This window comes from Streptomyces sp. NPDC051211 (genome assembly GCF_040689505.1).
Lineage (GTDB): Bacteria > Actinomycetota > Actinomycetes > Streptomycetales > Streptomycetaceae > Streptomyces.
The window spans coordinates 339,340-356,957 of the sequence record NZ_JBFBAV010000002.1 but is presented as its reverse complement, the minus strand read 5'-3'; the positions used below and the strand labels follow the sequence as shown (position 1 = coordinate 356,957).

Annotated in this window: 20 protein-coding genes; 12 read left to right on the top strand and 8 right to left on the bottom strand. The window is 72.6% G+C overall.

The window, feature by feature from the left end:
* Positions 1-60: 60 nt before the first annotated feature.
* Entirely contained in the window at positions 61-816 is a 756-nt protein-coding gene (locus tag AB0447_RS04630) for a TIGR00730 family Rossman fold protein (protein ID WP_366474976.1), read from the top strand.
* A gap of 22 nt (positions 817-838) precedes the next feature.
* Here AB0447_RS04630 and folP read toward each other — a convergent pair whose 3' ends face one another.
* A complete protein-coding gene (folP, locus tag AB0447_RS04625) occupies positions 839-1,699 on the bottom strand; it encodes a dihydropteroate synthase (protein WP_366474975.1) in 861 nt (286 codons plus the stop codon).
* A 156-nt stretch (positions 1,700-1,855) separates the two neighbouring features.
* Here folP and AB0447_RS04620 point away from each other — a divergent pair, with 156 nt between their 5' ends.
* Entirely contained in the window at positions 1,856-2,239 is a 384-nt protein-coding gene (locus AB0447_RS04620) for a DivIVA domain-containing protein (RefSeq protein ID WP_366474974.1), read from the top strand.
* Positions 2,236-2,817, top strand: coding sequence for a DNA-3-methyladenine glycosylase I (locus AB0447_RS04615; RefSeq protein WP_366474973.1), 582 nt, complete (start codon positions 2,236-2,238; stop codon positions 2,815-2,817). Before AB0447_RS04620 ends, AB0447_RS04615 begins: the two co-directional genes overlap by 4 nt.
* A gap of 60 nt (positions 2,818-2,877) precedes the next feature.
* Here the strand turns inward: AB0447_RS04615 and AB0447_RS04610 are convergent, their stop codons facing one another.
* A complete protein-coding gene (locus AB0447_RS04610) occupies positions 2,878-3,681 on the bottom strand; it encodes an enoyl-CoA hydratase-related protein (protein WP_366474972.1) in 804 nt (267 codons plus the stop codon).
* A 320-nt stretch (positions 3,682-4,001) separates the two neighbouring features.
* Between AB0447_RS04610 and AB0447_RS04605 the strand changes: the two genes are divergently transcribed.
* The gene (locus AB0447_RS04605) at positions 4,002-4,169 is read left to right on the top strand and encodes a DUF3117 domain-containing protein (RefSeq protein WP_009997451.1); all 168 of its coding nucleotides are present in this window, start codon (positions 4,002-4,004) and stop codon (positions 4,167-4,169) included.
* A 148-nt stretch (positions 4,170-4,317) separates the two neighbouring features.
* On the opposite strand, the gene AB0447_RS04600 is transcribed toward AB0447_RS04605, so the two are convergent.
* Positions 4,318-4,980 carry a class I SAM-dependent methyltransferase gene (locus tag AB0447_RS04600; protein ID WP_366474971.1) on the bottom strand — a complete coding sequence of 221 codons (663 nt, stop codon included), beginning with the start codon at positions 4,978-4,980 and terminating at the stop codon, positions 4,318-4,320.
* Positions 4,981-5,114: 134 nt separating this feature from the next.
* Between AB0447_RS04600 and sigE the strand changes: the two genes are divergently transcribed.
* The 5 genes from sigE (at position 5,115) to AB0447_RS04575 (ending at position 9,477) form a co-directional block, all read left to right on the top strand.
* Positions 5,115-5,873 carry an RNA polymerase sigma factor SigE gene (gene sigE / locus AB0447_RS04595; RefSeq protein WP_366474970.1) on the top strand — a complete coding sequence of 253 codons (759 nt, stop codon included), beginning with the start codon at positions 5,115-5,117 and terminating at the stop codon, positions 5,871-5,873.
* Positions 5,870-6,556: a zf-HC2 domain-containing protein gene (locus AB0447_RS04590; protein ID WP_366474969.1), complete on the top strand. Its 687-nt coding sequence runs from the start codon at positions 5,870-5,872 to the stop codon at positions 6,554-6,556. The genes sigE and AB0447_RS04590 overlap by 4 nt, the downstream gene beginning before the upstream one ends.
* 140 nt (positions 6,557-6,696) lie before the next feature.
* Complete coding sequence (locus AB0447_RS04585; RefSeq protein WP_366474968.1) at positions 6,697-8,133, top strand: trypsin-like peptidase domain-containing protein; 1,437 nt, start codon at positions 6,697-6,699, stop codon at positions 8,131-8,133.
* Positions 8,134-8,226: 93 nt separating this feature from the next.
* A complete protein-coding gene (locus AB0447_RS04580) occupies positions 8,227-8,676 on the top strand; it encodes a sec-independent translocase (RefSeq protein ID WP_366474967.1) in 450 nt (149 codons plus the stop codon).
* 135 nt (positions 8,677-8,811) lie between these two features.
* A complete protein-coding gene (locus AB0447_RS04575) occupies positions 8,812-9,477 on the top strand; it encodes a hypothetical protein (RefSeq protein WP_366474966.1) in 666 nt (221 codons plus the stop codon).
* Positions 9,478-9,939: 462 nt separating this feature from the next.
* On the opposite strand, the gene AB0447_RS04570 is transcribed toward AB0447_RS04575, so the two are convergent.
* From AB0447_RS04570 to AB0447_RS04560, 3 genes are all read right to left on the bottom strand, one after another.
* Positions 9,940-11,073: an Mrp/NBP35 family ATP-binding protein gene (locus AB0447_RS04570; RefSeq protein ID WP_366475096.1), complete on the bottom strand. Its 1,134-nt coding sequence runs from the start codon at positions 11,071-11,073 to the stop codon at positions 9,940-9,942.
* 69 nt (positions 11,074-11,142) lie between these two features.
* The gene (locus AB0447_RS04565; RefSeq protein WP_366475095.1) at positions 11,143-11,742 is read right to left on the bottom strand and encodes a DUF1003 domain-containing protein; all 600 of its coding nucleotides are present in this window, start codon (positions 11,740-11,742) and stop codon (positions 11,143-11,145) included.
* Positions 11,743-11,839: 97 nt separating this feature from the next.
* Positions 11,840-13,111 (bottom strand): CBS domain-containing protein, encoded by a 1,272-nt coding sequence (locus AB0447_RS04560; RefSeq protein ID WP_366474965.1) that lies wholly within the window; start codon positions 13,109-13,111, stop codon positions 11,840-11,842.
* A 162-nt stretch (positions 13,112-13,273) separates the two neighbouring features.
* Between AB0447_RS04560 and AB0447_RS04555 the strand changes: the two genes are divergently transcribed.
* Entirely contained in the window at positions 13,274-14,089 is an 816-nt protein-coding gene (locus tag AB0447_RS04555; RefSeq protein WP_366475094.1) for a hypothetical protein, read from the top strand.
* 33 nt (positions 14,090-14,122) lie between these two features.
* On the opposite strand, the gene AB0447_RS04550 is transcribed toward AB0447_RS04555, so the two are convergent.
* Positions 14,123-14,638, bottom strand: a complete 516-nt coding sequence (locus tag AB0447_RS04550; RefSeq protein WP_366474964.1) for a hypothetical protein — start codon at positions 14,636-14,638, stop codon at positions 14,123-14,125.
* A 91-nt stretch (positions 14,639-14,729) separates the two neighbouring features.
* On the bottom strand, positions 14,730-15,848 hold the full coding sequence (locus AB0447_RS04545; protein ID WP_366474963.1) for a magnesium and cobalt transport protein CorA: 1,119 nt from the start codon (positions 15,846-15,848) through the stop codon (positions 14,730-14,732).
* Between the two features lie 265 nt (positions 15,849-16,113).
* Between AB0447_RS04545 and AB0447_RS04540 the strand changes: the two genes are divergently transcribed.
* Both AB0447_RS04540 and AB0447_RS04535 read left to right on the top strand, forming a co-directional pair.
* Entirely contained in the window at positions 16,114-16,698 is a 585-nt protein-coding gene (locus tag AB0447_RS04540; protein WP_366474962.1) for a suppressor of fused domain protein, read from the top strand.
* Positions 16,699-16,892: 194 nt separating this feature from the next.
* Positions 16,893-17,561: a DUF6758 family protein gene (locus tag AB0447_RS04535; RefSeq protein WP_366474961.1), complete on the top strand. Its 669-nt coding sequence runs from the start codon at positions 16,893-16,895 to the stop codon at positions 17,559-17,561.
* Positions 17,562-17,618: the final 57 nt, after the last annotated feature.

The window sequence follows — 17,618 nt, the reverse complement described above, 5'->3', positions numbered from 1 at the left end:
CGCTTGCCGTCACCTTTGTGCGCCTACCCTTGCCGAACGATCGTCAGGAGGGAGCACACGATGGCCAATCCTGTAGGCGGCCGCCGCAGGCCGGAGGAGCAGCAGCTCGGTCCGGTGTTGCGGAGGCGGAGCCAGGTGCAGGCGGGCAGTACGACCGACCAGCGGCTGCTGGATTCGGCCGGGCCGACGGAATGGGTGCACACCGATCCCTGGCGGGTACTGCGCATCCAGTCGGAGTTCATCGAGGGCTTCGGCACGCTGGCGGAGCTGCCGCCGGCGATCAGCGTGTTCGGTTCGGCCCGCACCCCGGCGGACTCCCCGGAGTACGACGCGGGCGTGCGGATCGGCCGGGCGCTGGTCGACGCCGGGTTCGCGGTGATCACGGGTGGCGGGCCGGGCGCGATGGAGGCGGCCAACAAGGGGGCCCGCGAGGCCAACGGCATCTCCGTCGGCCTGGGCATCGAGCTGCCCTTCGAACAGGGCCTCAACCAGCACGTCGACCTCGGCCTGAACTTCCGGTACTTCTTCGTCCGCAAGACGATGTTCGTGAAGTACAGCCAGGGCTTCGTGGTGCTGCCCGGCGGCCTCGGCACGCTGGACGAGCTCTTCGAGGCGCTCACCCTGGTCCAGACGCAGAAGATCACCCGCTTCCCGATCGTGCTGTTCGGCACGGCGTACTGGAGCGGGCTGGTCGACTGGCTCAGGAGCACGGTCATCGCCCAGGGCAAGGCCTCGGAGCACGACCTCCACCTGTTCCACGTCACGGACGACGTGGACGAGGCCATCGCCCTGGTGACCAAGGAAGTCGGCAAGTAGCCCCGCCGGACACCCGCCGGTTCTAGGCGAGCCCCCGGCGGGCCACCGCCGGGGGACGCAGACCCTGGATCGAGCGGACCATCTCCAGGACCTGCCTGGTCTCCGCGACCTCGTGGACGCGGTAGACCTGCGCGCCCAGCCAGGCCGAGACGGCCGTGGTGGCCAGCGTGCCCAACAGGCGTTCCTTGACCGGCCGGTCCAGGGTCTCGCCCACGAAGTCCTTGTTGGACAGGGAGACCAGCACCGGCCAGCCGGTGTCCGTCATCTCCGCGAGGCGGCGGGTGGCCTCCAGCGAGTGGCGGGTGTTCTTCCCGAAGTCGTGGCCCGGATCGATCATGATCGCGTCCCGGCGGACCCCCAGCGCGGCCGCCCGCTCGGCGAGGCCGACCGTGACCCGCAGGATGTCCGCCATCACGTCCTCGTACGCGGTCCGGTGCGGCCGGGTACGCGGCTCGACCCCGCCCGCGTGCGTGCAGACCAGGCCCACGTCGTAGCGTGCGGCGACCTCCGCCAGCTTCGGGTCGACGCCGCCCCACGCATCGTTCAGCAGGTCCGCCCCGGCCTCGCACACGGCCTCGCCGACCTCGTGCCGCCAGGTGTCCACGCTGATCACCACGTCCGGGTGGCGGCGGCGTACCTCCGCCACGAAGCCCACCGTGCGCCGGGCCTCCTCGGCCGCGTCCACGTGCTCGCCCGGGCCGGCCTTGACCCCGCCGATGTCGATGATCGCGGCGCCTTCGGCCACCGCCTGCTCGACCCGGTCCAGGGCTGGTTCGTCCCGGAAGGTGGCGCCCTGGTCGTAGAAGGAGTCCGGGGTCCGGTTCACGATCGCCATGATCACCGGCTCGTGCGTGCCGAATTCACGCCTGCCCAGTCGCAGCATCCCCTGTTTCCTCCTTCGAAGGTCCGCCTGCGACCTTAACCGCCGCGGGTCCGTGCGACGATCGGGGACCTAGGGGTGTCGGTGCCGGTGTGTGCCGCCGGGTTCCGCTGGGTTCCGCCGTGTCCGCCGTGTCCGCCGTGTTCCGTCGTCTGGAGAGTGGTCGTGTTCTGGTTCTTGCTGATCGCGCTGGTCGTGGTCGTCGCCGCGGTCACCCTCGCCGTGGTCGGCGGCGGCGAGGAGGCCGTGCTGCCCGAGGTGGAGCCGGACCGGGTGGCCGACGCCCTGCCCGAGCACCGGCCGGTCGTGGCGGCCGACGTTGACGCGCTCCGGCTGCCGGTCGCGCCGCGCGGCTACCGGATGGCCGAGGTGGACGACGTACTGACGCGGCTGGCCGCGGAACTCGCGGAGCGGGACGCCAGGATCGCCGCGCTGGAGGCCGGGGCGCAGCAGCAGGGCGTCCGGCCGCCCCAGAGCCCCGCCTGGTCCCAGACGCCCGCCCAGCCGCCCGGTCCGCCCAGCCTGGTCAAGGGGGAGGAATGAGCCCGGCCGGCGCCGCGCTCGCCGGACCGGACGGTGCCCTGCGCTGCCCGTGGGCGCTGGCCACCGAGGACTACATCGCCTACCACGACCAGGAGTGGGGGCGGCCGCTCCACGGGGACGACGCCCTCTACGAGCGGCTGTGCCTGGAGGCCTTCCAGTCGGGGCTGTCCTGGCTGACGATCCTGCGGCGCCGCGCGGGCTTCCGTACGGCCTTCGCCGGCTTCGAGATCGCGGCGGTCGCGGAGTTCGGTGAGGCCGACGTGGAGCGGCTGCTGGCCGACCCGGGGATCATCCGCAACCGCGCCAAGATCGAGGCGGCCCTGGCCAATGCCAAGGTGCTGGCCGGCTGGGCTCCGGGTGAACTGGACGCGCTGATCTGGTCCCATGCACCGCCCGAGCCGGGGCCGGTCCCGGTGAGCACCGCGCAGGTGCCGGCGGTGACCCCGGAGTCGGCGGCGCTGGCGAAGGCCCTGAAGAAGGCCGGGATCCGCTTCGTCGGCCCGACCACCGCGTACGCCCTGATGCAGGCGTGCGGCCTGGTGAACGACCACCTGGCCGCCTGCGTCCGCAGGGCCTGACCCCGTCGCGACAGACCCGCCGCAGGGACTGATCCCGCCGCGGGGATCCCGGCTGCTTCGTCAGCGGCCCAGGTAGCGCGGGGCCTCCTTGGCGAGGAAGGCCGCCACCGCGATGCCGTGGTCCTCGGAGGCACCCGCCATGGTCTGCAGGGCGTCCTCCTTCTCCAGGGTGTCCGACAGGGAGTGCGACGCCCCGTAGGCCAGCGAGGCCTTGATCGCCGCGTAGGCGACCGTGGGGCCGTCCGCCAGGGCGCGCGCGACCGCCGCGGCCTCCTCGGCCAGCGAGTCCGCCGGGACCAGCCGGTTCGCGATGCCCAGGTCGTACGCCTCCTGGGCCTTCAGCGAGCGGGGGAAGAGCAGCAGGTCAGAGGCCCGGGAGGCGCCGATCAGGCGGGGCAGGGTCCAGGACACCCCGGAGTCGGCGGTCAGCGCCACCCCGGCGAAGGAGGTGTTGAAGGAGGCCGTGTCGGCCACGACGCGGAAGTCCGCGGCGAGAGCGAAACCGAAGCCGGCGCCCGCGGCCACCCCGTTGACCCCGGCCACGACCGGCTTCGGCATCTCGGTGAGCGCCCGGACGATCGGGTTGTAGTGCTCGGCGACGGTCGACATGGTCAGCGAGGAGCCGCTCTCGCGGTCCGCGGCCAGGTTGCCGATGTGCTCCTTGAGGTCCTGGCCCACGCAGAAGGCGCGGCTGCCGGACGCGGTCAGCAGGACCGCCCGAACGGCGGTGTCCTCGCCGGCCGCCTGCACGGCGTCCCGCAGGGCCACCTTCGCCTCGGTGTTCATCGCGTTCATCGCGTCCGGACGGTTGATCGTGATCGTGGCGAGTCCGTCGGTCACTTCGTAGAGCACGGTGTCGGCCATGGCGGGGATCCCCCTTCGTCGCGGGTGTTCTCGGGGTCAGCATGGCGGACCGGAGGAGGCGCCCGGCAGGCGTCGTCATGTGATGTGCGTCAAAGAATGCGGCCGGGCGGGGCGGGCGACGGAGGCGAAGTATCGCAGGCGGATCCCCGAAATGAGTGGTTTTGGCCGAGCGCGTTGCCCAAGCGTTCCCGGCCGATGTTGGTCATCGGGTCCTGACATGCGGGATAATGGCTGGGAAGCAATGTGTTCGATGCCGGGTCTCAGGCGCCTGAATGGGGCCGTCGGCTGACGATGAGCTGGTTTCAGGAAGGGGAACGAGCATGGCGGCCATGAAGCCGCGGACGGGCGACGGCCCGCTCGAGGTGACCAAGGAGGGGCGGGGCATCGTCATGCGCGTACCGCTCGAAGGCGGCGGTCGACTCGTTGTCGAGCTGACCCCCGACGAGGCCGAAGCCCTCGGCGACGCCCTGAAGAAGGTCGTCGGCTGACGCCGACGCTCGTACTTCTCCGAAAGATTTCAGCGCTGCCCCGGTCGCTCCGTGCGACCGGGGCAGCGCTGTCTCGTCAGGCCCTGTCTCGTCAGGCCCTGTCTCGTCGTGCGGTGCCTCGTCGTGCGCCGTCCCGCCGTGCGGTGGCTCAGCGGCGGACGGCGCACAGCAGGCCGTCGCCCACCGGGAGCAGGGCCGTTTCCAGGGCCGGGCTCTCGCGGACCGTGCGCAGCAGCTCGCGGACCCGGAGCACCTCGGTGGCCTGGGCGGCGGAGTCGACCGTACGGCCGTCCGCGAAGACGCCCTCGAAGCAGACCAGCCCGCCGGGCCGCAGCAGGCGCAACGATTCAGCGAGGTAGTCGAGGGACTCGCAGGGGTCCCCGTCGCAGAAGACGAGGTCGTACCCGCCGTCGGCGAGCCGCGGCAGGACGTCGAGGGCGCGGCCGGGGATGAACCGGGCCCGGTTGCCGGCGAAGCCGGCGGCCCGGAACGCCTGCCGGGCGAAGGCCTGCCGGTCGGCCTCGGGATCGACGGTGGTCAGCACCCCGTCCGGGCGCATGCCGTGCAGCAGGTGGATGCCGGAGACCCCGGTACCGGTGCCGATCTCCGCGACCGCCTTGGCGTCCGCGGTGGCGGCGAGCAGGCGCAGCGCGGCCCCGGTGCCCGGGGAGACGGAGCGCAGGCCCGCTTCCCTGGCCCGGTCGCGGGCCCACCGCAGAGCGTCGTCCTCGGCGACAAACGCGTCGGCGAACGCCCAGCTCGTCTGCCGGTTGCCGGTAATGACCCTCTCCTGTCCCCTTAGTTGGCGCAACGGTGACTGTATCCGTTGGCTGCGGGAACCCGCAGATGGGACCGGGCGTTGGGAGGGGTGAGGGCGTCCCGGCGCTCCGGCCCGTGCAAAGTTCGGGCAAAAACACTTATCCGGAGCTGACGGAGGGGGTGGCTATGGTAGGGGCTCCACTGGACACCACCAGAGCCGATAGGGGAGGTGCGGCTGCGCCTGTGGATCGTGGGGGCGTCCTGAGACGTCTCTTCTGGTCGGCGGGTGAGCCGAAATCCGTGACCGACAATGCTGACCGCTTCCACACCGCTGCCACCGCAACCACCGCGACCTTTGCCGCCGATGCGGGCTCACAGGCGTGGACCCCTCCCACCTGGGAGGAGATCGTCAGCACGCACAGTGCCCGGGTCTACCGTCTCGCCTACCGGCTGACGGGCAACCAGCACGACGCCGAGGATCTCACTCAGGAGGTCTTCGTCCGGGTCTTCCGCTCGCTGTCCACGTACACCCCCGGAACGTTCGAGGGCTGGCTGCACCGGATCACCACCAACCTCTTCCTGGACATGGTCCGCCGCAAGCAGCGGATCCGCTTCGACGCCCTCGCCGACGACGCCGCCGAGCGGCTGCCCAGCCGCGAGCCCTCCCCTCAGCAGGTGCTGCACGACACCCACTTCGACGCGGACGTCCAGCAGGCGCTGGACACCCTCGCGCCCGAGTTCCGGGCGGCCGTGGTGCTGTGCGACATCGAAGGCCTGTCGTACGAGGAGATCGCCGCGACCCTCGGGGTGAAGCTCGGCACCGTCCGCAGCCGCATCCACCGGGGCCGCTCCCATCTGCGCAAGGCGCTCAAGCACCGGTCTCCCGAGGCCCGTGCGGAGCAGCGCGCGCTGGCGGGGGTCGGGGGAGGAGGCGGGACGGAGTGAGCGGAGCCAGTCCCTCGCCGTCACCGGCGGAACAGCACCTCGGCGACCGGCTCGCCGCCCTCGTCGACGGGGAGCTCGGTCATGACGCGCGCGAGCGGGTGCTCGCGCACCTGGCGACCTGTGCCCGCTGCAAGGCCGAGGCGGATGCACAGCGGCGCCTGAAGACCTTGTTCGTGGAGAGCGCGCCGCCATCTCCGTCGGCCGGGCTTTTGGCCCGGCTTCAGGGCCTGCCCGGCCAGCCGGTCGGGCCGTCGGCCGGCCCCGGCGCCGGTGGCCCGGGTGCGGACCCTTTCGCGTTCGCACTGCCGACCGCGCAGTCCGCGGCCGCCGGGTCGCGGCAGGGCTTCCCGATCCATGAGGTGGGGCGGCCCCGGCGCCGGTTCGCCTTCGTCGCGGCGGGTGCGGTCTCGCTCGCGGCCATCGCCTTGGGCGGCACGCTGCCCATGGAGCCCAGGGTGGAGCCGAACGCCCGGGGCGAGGGCGGCGCGGCCAGCGTCACCCCGTCGACCCGCCCCCGTGGGACGGGTGTGTCCGGCGGGGCCGTACCGGTGACCGACGCGGTCGTCCGCGGCGGTCCGCCGAGCCCCTCCGGTGTCACCGGCTGGCGCCCGGCCCAGTATCCGGCGCAGCCCACGCCGTCGACCCCGGCGCCGTCGCACAGGCCGGTCTCGCTGAGCCGATGATCCGATGAGCGCGGGGCCGTGCAAGAGGCCCCGCGCGACCGGGTCGGACCTGGTTGAATCCTCCGCAGACGTGCCATCCCCCAGGACTTCGTCCGGGGGGACCCCCAGGCGGCACGACCGACGCACGCGGGGGAGTACCCATGACCGACAGCCAGGCAACCGACTCGGCCAAGCCTTCCCCCCAGTGGTGGAGCCGGCCCTCCGGGACCGATCCGGCCCGCCCGGAGGCGGATCCCGCGGCCGCGGAGGGCGGCCTGCCCGATCCCGCTGTGGCCGATCCCGCCGTGCCCGATCCCGCCGTGCCGGAGCCGCGCGGGTCGGAGGACACCGGGCAGGGGGACGCCGGGCCGCAGGGTGCCGGTGCGGAGCCCGGTCCGGGCGGCGGAGCCGGGGGCGGGGAGCCCGGCGTACCGGGAGCGCGGTACGACCCCTGGGGCGAGGTCCCGCTGCAGATCTTCGACGCCGGGCAGGTCCGCCCGCGCAGGCGCTGGCCGCTGCTCGCCGGCGGCATCGGCATCGCCCTGCTCGCGGGCGGGGTCGGCGGCTATGCGGGCGTACTCGCCGAGCGGCAGGCCTCAACCCGGCTGGAACTCCCGCAGGCCGGGCCGGAGAGCGGCCACCGGGCCCCCGCCAGCGTGGCCGGGATCGCCGCCACCGCCCTGCCCGGCGTGGTCACCCTGCACGTCAGCGGAGGCGGCAGCGGCGGCACCGGAACCGGCTTCGTCCTCGACCGGAACGGCCACATCCTCACCAACAACCACGTGGTGGCCGGAGCCAAGCAGATATTCGTCACCTTCAGCACCGGCGAGAGCGTGGCCGCCACGCTCGTCGGCCGGGACACCGGCTACGACCTCGCCGTCGTCAAGGTCGCCGGGGTCAGGGGACTCAGCCCGCTGTCCCTCGGGAACTCCGAGAACGTCAAGGTCGGCGACCCGGTCGTGGCCATCGGCGCACCCTTCGACCTCTCCAACACCGTCACCGCCGGCATCATCAGTGCCACCGGCCGGCCCATCACCGCCGGCGGGGACAAGGGCGACGGCAGCGACATCAGCTACGTCGACGCCCTCCAGACCGACGCCCCCATCAATCCCGGCAACTCCGGCGGCCCGCTGCTCGACAGCCGGGCCCGTGTGATCGGCATCAACAGCGCCATCCGCGGGGCCGAGGAGAGCGGCGGCGAGAACGGGGCGCGGCAGGGCGGCAGCATCGGACTGGGCTTCGCCATCCCCATCAACCAGGGCAAGCGGGTCGCCGAGGAGCTGATCCGCACCGGCCGGGCCACCCACCCCGTCATCGGGGTCACCCTCGACATGCGGTACACGGGCGACGGCGCCAAGGTGGGCACCCGCACCGAGGACGGCAAGCCGGCCGTCATCGCCGACGGCCCGGCGGACCGGGCCGGGATCCAGGCGGGCGACGTGATCACCAAGGTGGACGGCCAGCGGGTGCACGGCGGGGACGAACTGATCATCAAGGTCCGCGCCCACCGGCCGGGCGACCCGCTCGAGCTGACCGTGCTGCGCGACGGCAGGGAGCGCACCCTGGAACTCGTCCTCGGTTCGGCGAACGGCTCATGACGGCCGGATGAATGAGGGAGCGAGGTGTAGACGCGCGGGGAAGGCCGGGTACCGTTGTCGAGGCCCGAAGGATGAGAGCCGAGGAGCGGCAACGTGTTCAACGACATAGGCGGCCTTGAGCTGGTCACCATCGTGGTGCTCGCCATCCTCATCTTCGGCCCCGAGAAGCTGCCCAAGGTCATCCAGGACGTCACCGGCTTCATCCGCAAGGTCCGCGCGTTCTCGGACAGCGCCAAGGAAGACATCCGCTCGGAACTCGGCCCGGACTTCAAGGACTTCGAGTTCGAGGACCTGAACCCGAAGACCTTCATCCGCAAGCAGCTGACCGAGAACGAGGACCTCAAGGAGATCCGCAGCAGCTTCGACCTGCGCAAGGAACTCGGCGAGGTCACCGATGCCGTCAACGGCAAGGAGGCGGAGGCCGTCCCCGCCGCCGGGTCCGTACCGGCGGTCGGCGCGGCCGCCGGCCCCGACCTGGTGAAGAAGCCCGCGACGCAGCCCGCTCCGGGGCAGCGGACGCCGTTCGACGCCGACGCCACCTGACGCCACCTGAGTCCCATCTGCCCCAGCCTGCCGGATCAGGGCGGTCCGGGTGGCTATTCTCTCCATCTGTCCGGACGCAGGACGCCCGAGGGGGGCGGGGCCGTTCCGGGTCCCACGGAACGAGAGGCCGCGCAGATGGAGACCACCAGTAGCCGGGTCGGGGTACAGCCCGCCTCGGAGGAGACCGCCCAGCAGCAGCCCGTGCCGCCCGCCCGGCGTGCTGCCAAGAACTACCTCAAGGCCGACTTCCCCTGGTACGGGCTGGACGAAGCGTTCACCGGACCGCGCTGGCTGATGCAGGTCGGCACGGGCGCCGACGGCACCGTGGAGCACGGCTCCGTCGGGCACGGCGACGAGCCCTCCGTACGCGGGGAGATCGCGACCGGCGAGAAGGAGCGCTTCGCGGTGGTCGTCACCGTCGCCAGCAACCCGCTGCGGCGCAGCGGGGACGGCACCGGCGTACTGGAGGCGACCTCGGTTTCCTCGGCGGCCTGGCTGGCCGGGTCGGGGCTGCTGGCGTTCACCTGGCCGGGGCAGATGGACCACAACCTGCGCAACGACTGGCTGGAGCAGCAGACCGAGGCGGCCTGGGAGCTGGCGGACGATCTGGCGGGGGCGGACTGGTCCACGCTGTCGCTGCCGGTGGACGGGGTGCCGTCGCCGTTCCACTACCGGGAGTCGGAATTCGGGTGGGTGCTGGCCGGGTCGACCGAGGCGGGGGTGCACCTCGGGGCGTACGGGCGGGGCATGAGCGCCTACGGCCTCGCCTTCGCCCAGGCAGACCTCACCACCTACGAGTAGCCGGCCCGCCGCCACCGCCGCCGCCGTGTGGGCTGCTGCGCAGCCCCCGGCCTCACGGCCCACCGCCGCCGTGTGGGCAATCGTGCCGCAGGGCGGTACGGGTGGGCACACGGCACGACGGCCCGCACCGGCCGCGGAGCGTGTCCCGCACCCCCGGCCGCGGCTCCGGCCCCCGCCCGGCCCGCCCGGCCGCTGCTTCGGGTCGGCCGCGGTTTCCCGCCCCGGCCCGGCCGCGGTGCCGGGTACGGCGAAGGCCACCGCCCGAGGGGCGGTGGCCGTACACGCTGCGCGGTCCCTGCGGGTGGCGCGTCCCGGTGTGCCCACCCGTCCCGCCCTGCGGGACGACTGCCCACACCGGGGTGGGCCGCCCGGCCGCACGAGGCGGGGACGACTGCCCACACCGGGGTGGGCAGTCCGGCCGCGCGAGGCGGGGACGATTGCCCACACCGGGGCGGGGTGGGGTCAGAACTTGTTGCGCGGGGTGATGCCCAGGGACATGCCCGAGAGGCCGCGGGCGCGGCCGCCGAGCTTGCCGGCGATGGCACGGAGGGCGGAGCCCGCCGCGGAGTCGGGGTCCGACAGGACCACCGGCTTGCCGTTGTCGCCGCCCTCGCGCAGCCGCACGTCGATCGGGATCTGCCCGAGGACCGGCACGGTCGCGCCGGTCGTCTTCGTCAGCCCGTCCGCGACCAGCTGCCCGCCGCCCGTGCCGAACACGTCGACCATCTCGTCGCAGTGCGGGCACGGCAGCCCGGACATGTTCTCGACCACGCCGACGATCTTCTGGTGGGTCTGCACTGCGATGGACCCGGCCCGCTCGGCCACCTCGGCGGCCGCCTGCTGAGGGGTGGTGACGACCAGGATCTCCGCGTTGGGCACCAGCTGGGCCACCGAGATCGCGATGTCGCCGGTGCCGGGCGGCAGGTCCAGCAGCAGCACGTCCAGGTCGCCCCAGAACACGTCCGCCAGGAACTGCTGGAGCGCCCGGTGCAGCATCGGTCCGCGCCACACCACCGGCGCGTTGCCCGGGGTGAACATGCCGATGGAGATGACCTTCACGCCGTTCGCCGACGGCGGCATGATCATGTTTTCGACCTGGGTGGGCTTGCCGTCCACGCCCAGCATGCGCGGCACGCTGTGGCCGTAGATGTCCGCGTCGACCACGCCGACCTTCAGCCCGTCCGCGGCCATCGCCGCAGCCAGGTTGACCGTCACCGAGGACTTGCCGACGCCGCCCTTGCCGGAGGCCACCGCGTACACGCGGGTCAGCGAGCCCGGCTTGGCGAAGGGGACCTCGCGCTCGGCGGTGCCGCCGCGCAGGGCGGTCGCCAGCTCCTTGCGCTGCTCGTCGCTCATCACGTCGAGGGTGACGGAGACCGAGCTGACGCCGGCGACCTGCGCGACGGCGTCCGTGACGTTCTTGGTGATGGTCTCCCGCATGGGACAGCCCGACACCGTCAGGTAGACCGTGACGGCGACCGCGCCGTCATCGCCGACCTCGACCGATTTGACCATGCCGAGCTCGGTGATCGGCCGGTGGATCTCGGGGTCGTTCACCGTCGCCAGCGCGTCCAGGATCGCGTCCTGTCCGGGCACGGCGGCGGAGCTTGTGTCGGTAGCCATGACCCGATGGTACGGCCCGGCAGTGGGCACCGGGGAAGTGCGCTAGCGGTCGCCTTCGTCACTCTCGAGCGGGAATAGACGCCGCTCGTCCATCTCCTTGATCAGATCCTGGAACTCGGACCTGATCCAGTCGCGGGTCGCCACCTCGCCCAGGCCCATCCGCAGCGCCGCGATCTCCCGCGTCAGGTACTCGGTGTCCGCGATCGACCGCTCGTTCTGCTTGCGGTCCTGCTCCAGGTTGACGCGGTCCCGGTCGTCCTGCCGGTTCTGCGCGAGCAGGATCAGCGGGGCGGCGTACGAGGCCTGGAGCGACAGCATCAGGGTCAGGAAGATGAACGGGTACTCGTCCCACCGCAGCTCTTGCGGCGCGAAGATGTTCCACAGCACCCAGACGATGATGACCAGGGTCATCCAGACGATGAACCGGCCGGTGCCGAGGAACCGGGCGATCCGCTCCGAGAACCGCCCGAAGGCCTCCGGGTCGTACTCGGGCAGCAGCCGCCGCCGGGCCGGCCGCGGCAGGTCAAGCCGGACCCGCGACCGGGTCAGCGCGCTCGCTCCGGTGCCGCCGGCCGCGCCGGACTTCAGCCGGTCGGCCCGCTCGGACGCCCGCTCCCGGACCCGGTCGGAGGCGTCCTCCATCCGCTCCGACAGCGCCTGGTCACGCTCCCGGGCCTGCTGGCGCCGCTCCCGGATCTGCTGCCGGCGCCGTTCGCGCGACGCGGGCTCACGCCCTCGCTCAGCCGCCATGGACGGCCTCCTCGGTGTGGAGATCCGTCTCGCGCCAGTCGTCCGGCAGCAGGTGGTCCAGTACGTCGTCCACGGTCACCGCGCCCAGCAGCGAGCCGCTCTCGTCGACCACCGGCACCGCCACCATGTTGTAGGCGGCGAGATAGCTGGTGACGGCGGGCAGCGAGGCGTCCGGCCGCAGCGGCGGCAGGTCCGTGTCCACGATCGAGCTGACCAGGGTGAACGGGGGATCCCGCAGCAGCCGCTGGAAGTGCACCGTGCCCAGGTACTTGCCGGTCGGGGTCTCGTCCGGCGGCCGGCACACGTACACCTGCGCGGCCAGCGCGGGGGACAGGTCGGCCTGCCGGACCCGGGCCAGGGCGTCCGCGACCGTCGCGTCGGGGCGCAGCACGATCGGCTCGGTCGTCATCAGACCGCCCGCGGTGTTCTCCTCGTACGACAGCAGGCGGCGCACGTCGGCCGCGTCCTCCGGCTGCATCAGCGTCAGCAGCCGCTCCTGGTCGTCCTCGGGCAGCTCGGACAGCAGGTCGGCCGCGTCGTCCGGGTCCATCGCCTCCAGGACGTCGGCGGCCCGCTCCTCCTTCAGCTTGCCGAGGATCTCGATCTGGTCGTCCTCCGGCAGCTCCTCCAGGACGTCCGCGAGCCGGTCGTCGTCGAGGGCGTTGGCCACCTCGGCCCGCCGCTTGGGGGTCAGGTGGTGCAGGACGTTCGCGAGGTCGGCCGGGCGCATCTGCTCGAAGGTGGCGACCAGCGACTCGGCGCCCTGCCCGTGCTCCTCCAGCGAGAAACCGGTGACCGCCGACCACTCCACGGTCAGGGTCTCGCCGCGCCGCCGCAGGGCGCCGCCCTTGCCCTTCCGTACGAAGATCCGGTCGATCTCCCAGTCGCGGCGGGCCGGCAGCTGCTGGATGGACACGTCCAGGACGGTGACCTCCTCGCCGGTGGCGACCAGCGTCACCCGGCGGTCCAGCAGTTCGCCGAGGACCAGCCGCTCGGTGGGGCGCTGCTCGAAGCGCCGCAGGTTGATGACACCGGTGGTGATGACCTGGCCGGACTCCACGCCCGTCACCCGCGTCATGGGCAGGAAGATCCGGCGGCGGCTGACCACCTCGACCACCAGGCCGAGCAGCCGCGGCGGGCGCCCGCCGACGCGCAGCATGGCGACGATGTCGCGGACGCGGCCCACCTGGTCGCCGTTGGGGTCGAACACCGGCATGCCCGCGAGGTGTGAGACGAAGATGCGCGGGGCGCCTGCTGCCATCCGTGCGCCTCCTAGAGCGTTCACGTCCTCCGGTTCCGTGCCTCAGGCTAGCCCGTGCCCCGGCAAACCGCGCTGGTGGGGCGGTCCGCCCGGGCCAAGGGGGCGGATCCGGGCCGGGTACGCTGCCTGCTGCCCGCCACCGACGACGAGAGGCACCTGCCCGTGACCGCCTACTTCCCTGCCGTACGGCTGCGCCGGGCCGTCGGTACCGGTGCCCTGTGTGTCGGCCTCGCCGTCGCCGCCACGGGCTGCGGGGAAGAGCCCGATCCGGACAAGGGCACCAACGGGGTCGGCAAGCTGTCCGCCGAGCAGATCGAGGACAAGGCGCGGAGCGCGGCGACGGCCGCCGACTCGGTCCGGCTGTCCGGGACGGTCGTCAGCGGCGGCAAGTCCTTCACCCTGGACATGCGCCTGAAGGCGGACGGCGGGTCCGGTGAGGTGAAGTCGCAGGAGAACACCTTCCAGCTGCTCAGGGTGGGCGAGGAGCTCTTCCTGAAGGCGGACGCGGCCTTCTGGGGGCAGTCCGAGGCGGCCGGGAAGCTCGGCGACAAGTTCGTGAAGGTGCCGGAGGGCGACCCCTCGTACAAGCAGTTGCGCGGGTTCACCGACATGCACGTCCTGCTGGACGGGCTGCTCGGGCTGGACGGCAAGCTCGACAAGGGCGCCTACACCAAGATCGGCCACACCCGGTCGATCATGGTCACCGCCGACAAGGGGGCGGGCGGCAAGCTCGCGGTCTCGCTGGAGGGCACCCCGTACCCGCTGCGGCTGGAGCGGGCGGCCGGGGCGGGCGCGGTGGAACTGGCCGACTGGGGCACCAAGTTCCAGATCGAGGCGCCGCCGCAGGAGCAGACCGTGGACTACGGTTCCCAGCTGCCCACCACCAAGGGCACCGGCAGCTCCGCCGGCTCCGGGTCCGCCGGCAGCGGCTCCGGTGGCACCGGTTCCGGCCAGGGCTCCGATCCCAGCCAGGGCTGACCCGACGCCCCCTGACGCCCCCCGGCGCCCGGCCTAGCTCTTGGCCTTCTTCTTCCGCTTCAGCAGCAGCTTCGGCAGCGCCGCCGGAACCGGCCGGCGGGTGATCCCCGGCGAGGGCAGCGGCGCGGCGGCCAGCGAGCCGCCCGGCAGGTCCGTGCGGGCCGACTCCGGCTCCAGTCGCAGCAGCCGGCACTCGCGCGCCCACCGCTCGGTCATCTGCTCCGAGTCCGGCGCGTTCAGCCGCTTGGTCTTGAGCTCGGCGGCCGCCGCCTCCCAGGCCTCGCTGCCCGGCGCCAGCTCGGTCACCCGGGCCGTCCAGGCCACCAGCCGGCCGCCCTTGTCCTTGCTGCGTACGGTCACCTCGGCGGTGGCCCCGTCCGCGAGCCCCGGGAACGGCTGCTCCCCGGGCCCGTCGCCCAGCACATGCGCGGCTCCGTCCACCCAGGCGTGCCAGAGCCCCCGGTCGGGTCCGGTGCCCCGGACCCAGATGAGGCCGGACTTCTTGGTGGCCTCCTCGACGAGGGCCAGGTCGAGTGTGCTGAGAGTCATGCGCACAGCGTAGGGGAACCCCGTACGGCCCCGAGGGGGTGTCTTGCCGATCGGGCCGGGCTCGCGACGCGGCCTGATCGACAAGACCCCCCTACAGCCAGCCGTTGCGTCGCAGGGCCCGGTGGATGGTGAAGCAGATGCCGACGATCGAGGCCATCACCATCGGATAGCCGTACTCCCACTTCAGTTCGGGCATGTGATCGAAGTTCATCCCGTACACGCCGCAGATCATGGTCGGCACGGCGATGATGGCCGCCCATGAGGTGATCTTGCGCATGTCCTCGTTCTGCGCGACCGTCGCCTGCGCCAGGTTCGCCTGCAGGATCGAGTTCAGCAGCTCGTCGAAGCCCATGACCTGCTCGTGCACCCGGGCCAGGTGGTCGGCGACGTCCCGGAAGTACTTCTGGATGTCCGGGTCCACCAGCCGCATGGGCCGCTCGCTCAGCAGCTCCATCGGCCGCAGCAGCGGAGACACCGCCCGCTTGAACTCCAGTACCTCGCGCTTGAGCTGGTAGATCCGGCCCGCGTCGGAGCCGCGCGGACCGCCCTTGCCGGCCGGGGCCGCGAACACCTCGCTCTCCACCAGGTCGATGTCGTCCTGTACGGCGGCCGCCACCGCGATGTACCCGTCCACCACGTGGTCGGCGATCGAATGCAGCACCGACGAGGGCCCCTTGGCCAGCAGTTCGGGCTCGTCCTCCAGCCGGTGCCGCAGCCCCTTGAGCGAGCCCTGGCCGCCGTGCCGGACGGTGATGACGAAGTCCCGTCCGGTGAAACACATCACCTCGCCGGTCTCCACCACCTCGCTGGTGGCGGTGAGTTCGGCGTGCTCCACGTAGTGGATGGTCTTGAACACCGCGAAGAGCGTGTCGTCGTACCGCTCCAGCTTCGGCCGCTGGTGCGCGTGCACCGCGTCCTCCACGGCGAGCGGGTGCAGCCCGAACTCGGCGGCGATGCCCGCGAATTCGGCTTCGGTGGGCTCGTGCAGTCCGATCCAGGTGAAACCGCCGTCCCGGCGCACCTCGCGCATGGCGGCTCGCGGGGTGGGGCATGAGGTAACGGGCAGCCGGCGGCCCTCCCGGTACACCGCGCAGTCGACGACCGCGCTGGTCACCGAGGGGTCGCGAGTGGTGTCGTAGCCGGGCTGGACGGGGGTGGACTTGCGCAGCGAGGGGCGGACGACTGCGCGCAGGTCACGGATCATCGACATGGCAGGCTCCTTCGCACGGCTGCGGACCGTACGGGTGGGAGGCCTTCCGCGGCGCGGCGAACGTTACCGGCGGCGGGCGGAAGGAACAGGACGACGGGAAGCGTGGCTGGTGCCGGTACTGCACGATCGACTTCGATCCACCGCAGCCCCACCTCCTCCGGCCGGTCCCCCGTGGGGGATGTCCTGTCCAGCGGTCAACACTATCAGCCGACTGATGGTCAAAACTCTGGCTTTACCCACCCCATATGAGTTCTATGCTCGCTCCATGGCAGATCTTCTGGCTCTGGTAGAGGCCCGGCTGCGCACCGCGCTCGGCGAACCCGAGGCCCGCGCCGCGGTCACCTTCCTCGGCACCGACCGCATCGAGGTGCTCCGCTTCCGGGACGGGGACCTGGTCCGGTACGCGACCCTCGGCATGTCGGCGCAGCCCATGGCCGATCCGACCGCCGTGGTCGCCGACCCGGTGCGCGGGCCGCGCGCCGAACTGGTCCTGACGGTCCGGGCCGGCCTCGCCGACACCGACAAGGCGCTCCGCCCGCTCGCCGTCCTCGCGGCCACCCCTCAGGTGGAGGGGCTGATCGTGGCTCCCGGCGCCTCCCTCGATCTGGGTGAACCGCTGTGGCCCGGGGCGCCGTTCAGCTCCGTGCTGGTCGCCGAGCCCGGCGGGCTGGTCGAGGACCTGGAACTCGACGACCCGATGGATCCGGTCCGCTTCCTCCCGCTGCTCCCGATGACCGCGAACGAGGCGGCCTGGAAGCGGGTCCACGGCGCGGCCGCCCTCCAGGAACGCTGGCTGGCCCGCGGCACGGACCTGCGCGACCCCCGCCGCAGCTCGGTCGCCCTGGACTGACCGCGACCGACCGGGCCGGCCGGGACCGACCGCGACCGACCGGGCCGACCGACCGCGACCGACCGGACGGACCGGTCCGGCGGCCGGCCTGCCGGACCGGCCGGAGTTGCGGCCGCCACTGTCGGGTACGGATCGCCTCCGGACGGGTGATCGTCCCTTGACGCGGCTCCGGCCGGGGAGGAACGTGGCTTCTTATGAGGGGCGAACCGAGTTGCCCGAAGTGCGGTGGCCGGGTCAGGGCGCCTGGTCTTTTCTCCGACTCCTGGCAGTGTGCCGTGCACGGCACCGTCCACCCCCTGCAGCCCGTCCTTCCGCCCAGCGTCGAGGGGCTCGGTGTCGCCGTGCACCGGACCCGGGTGCCGGTGTGGATGCCGTGGCCGCTGCCGCTCGGCTGGCTGTTCACGGGGGTCGCCACGGCCGGGGACGACCGCAGCGGGGGCCGCGCCACCGTGGTGGCCTGCTCGGGGCCCGGCCCGCTCGGCGGAGCCGGGGACCTGCTGCTGATCGCGGAGGAGCTCGGGGTGGGCCTGGGCGCGTGGTACGCGGGCATCGACGGCCCTGATCCCGGCGCCTTTCTGAACGTATCCGGCCCGCCCCACGCCAAGGTGATCGCGGCCGGCCGCCCCACCCCGCTCTGGCATGTCTCCGGCTCCCCCGAGGACCGCGCGGTGTTCGCGGGCGAGGCGCGCGGACTGTGGCTGTGGGCGGTGGTGTGGCCCGAGCAGTCGGGCCTGCTGATGTACGACGAACTGGTCCTGACCGATCTGCGCGACGTCGGCGCGGAGGTGGAACTCCTGCCCATGGGCGCGCTGAGCCCCCGCATCCTGTCTCCCGAGCCGAACCGGGGGAAAGGCGCCTCCTAGGGGCACATCAGAGGCGGCCCCGGGGCCGGTTATCCTGGAGTGTCCCCGTCCGTCCTG

Excerpts from the sequence above, each read along its gene's own strand:
- AB0447_RS04610 (WP_366474972.1), bottom strand. The coding sequence starts at position 3,681 with ATGGCCGACACCGTGCTCTACGAAGTGACCGACGGACTCGCCACGATC.
- AB0447_RS04545 (WP_366474963.1), bottom strand. The coding sequence starts at position 15,848 with ATGTCGATGATCCGTGACCTGCGCGCAGTCGTCCGCCCCTCGCTGCGC.
- AB0447_RS04630 (WP_366474976.1), top strand. The coding sequence starts at position 61 with ATGGCCAATCCTGTAGGCGGCCGCCGCAGGCCGGAGGAGCAGCAGCTC.
- AB0447_RS04565 (WP_366475095.1), bottom strand. The coding sequence starts at position 11,742 with ATGGAGGACGCCTCCGACCGGGTCCGGGAGCGGGCGTCCGAGCGGGCC.
- AB0447_RS04535 (WP_366474961.1), top strand. The coding sequence starts at position 16,893 with ATGAGGGGCGAACCGAGTTGCCCGAAGTGCGGTGGCCGGGTCAGGGCG.
- AB0447_RS04560 (WP_366474965.1), bottom strand. The coding sequence starts at position 13,111 with ATGGCAGCAGGCGCCCCGCGCATCTTCGTCTCACACCTCGCGGGCATG.
- folP (WP_366474975.1), bottom strand. The coding sequence starts at position 1,699 with ATGCTGCGACTGGGCAGGCGTGAATTCGGCACGCACGAGCCGGTGATC.
- AB0447_RS04615 (WP_366474973.1), top strand. The coding sequence starts at position 2,236 with ATGAGCCCGGCCGGCGCCGCGCTCGCCGGACCGGACGGTGCCCTGCGC.
- AB0447_RS04585 (WP_366474968.1), top strand. The coding sequence starts at position 6,697 with ATGACCGACAGCCAGGCAACCGACTCGGCCAAGCCTTCCCCCCAGTGG.
- sigE (WP_366474970.1), top strand. The coding sequence starts at position 5,115 with ATGGTAGGGGCTCCACTGGACACCACCAGAGCCGATAGGGGAGGTGCG.
- AB0447_RS04540 (WP_366474962.1), top strand. The coding sequence starts at position 16,114 with ATGGCAGATCTTCTGGCTCTGGTAGAGGCCCGGCTGCGCACCGCGCTC.
- AB0447_RS04550 (WP_366474964.1), bottom strand. The coding sequence starts at position 14,638 with ATGACTCTCAGCACACTCGACCTGGCCCTCGTCGAGGAGGCCACCAAG.
- AB0447_RS04575 (WP_366474966.1), top strand. The coding sequence starts at position 8,812 with ATGGAGACCACCAGTAGCCGGGTCGGGGTACAGCCCGCCTCGGAGGAG.
- AB0447_RS04605 (WP_009997451.1), top strand. The coding sequence starts at position 4,002 with ATGGCGGCCATGAAGCCGCGGACGGGCGACGGCCCGCTCGAGGTGACC.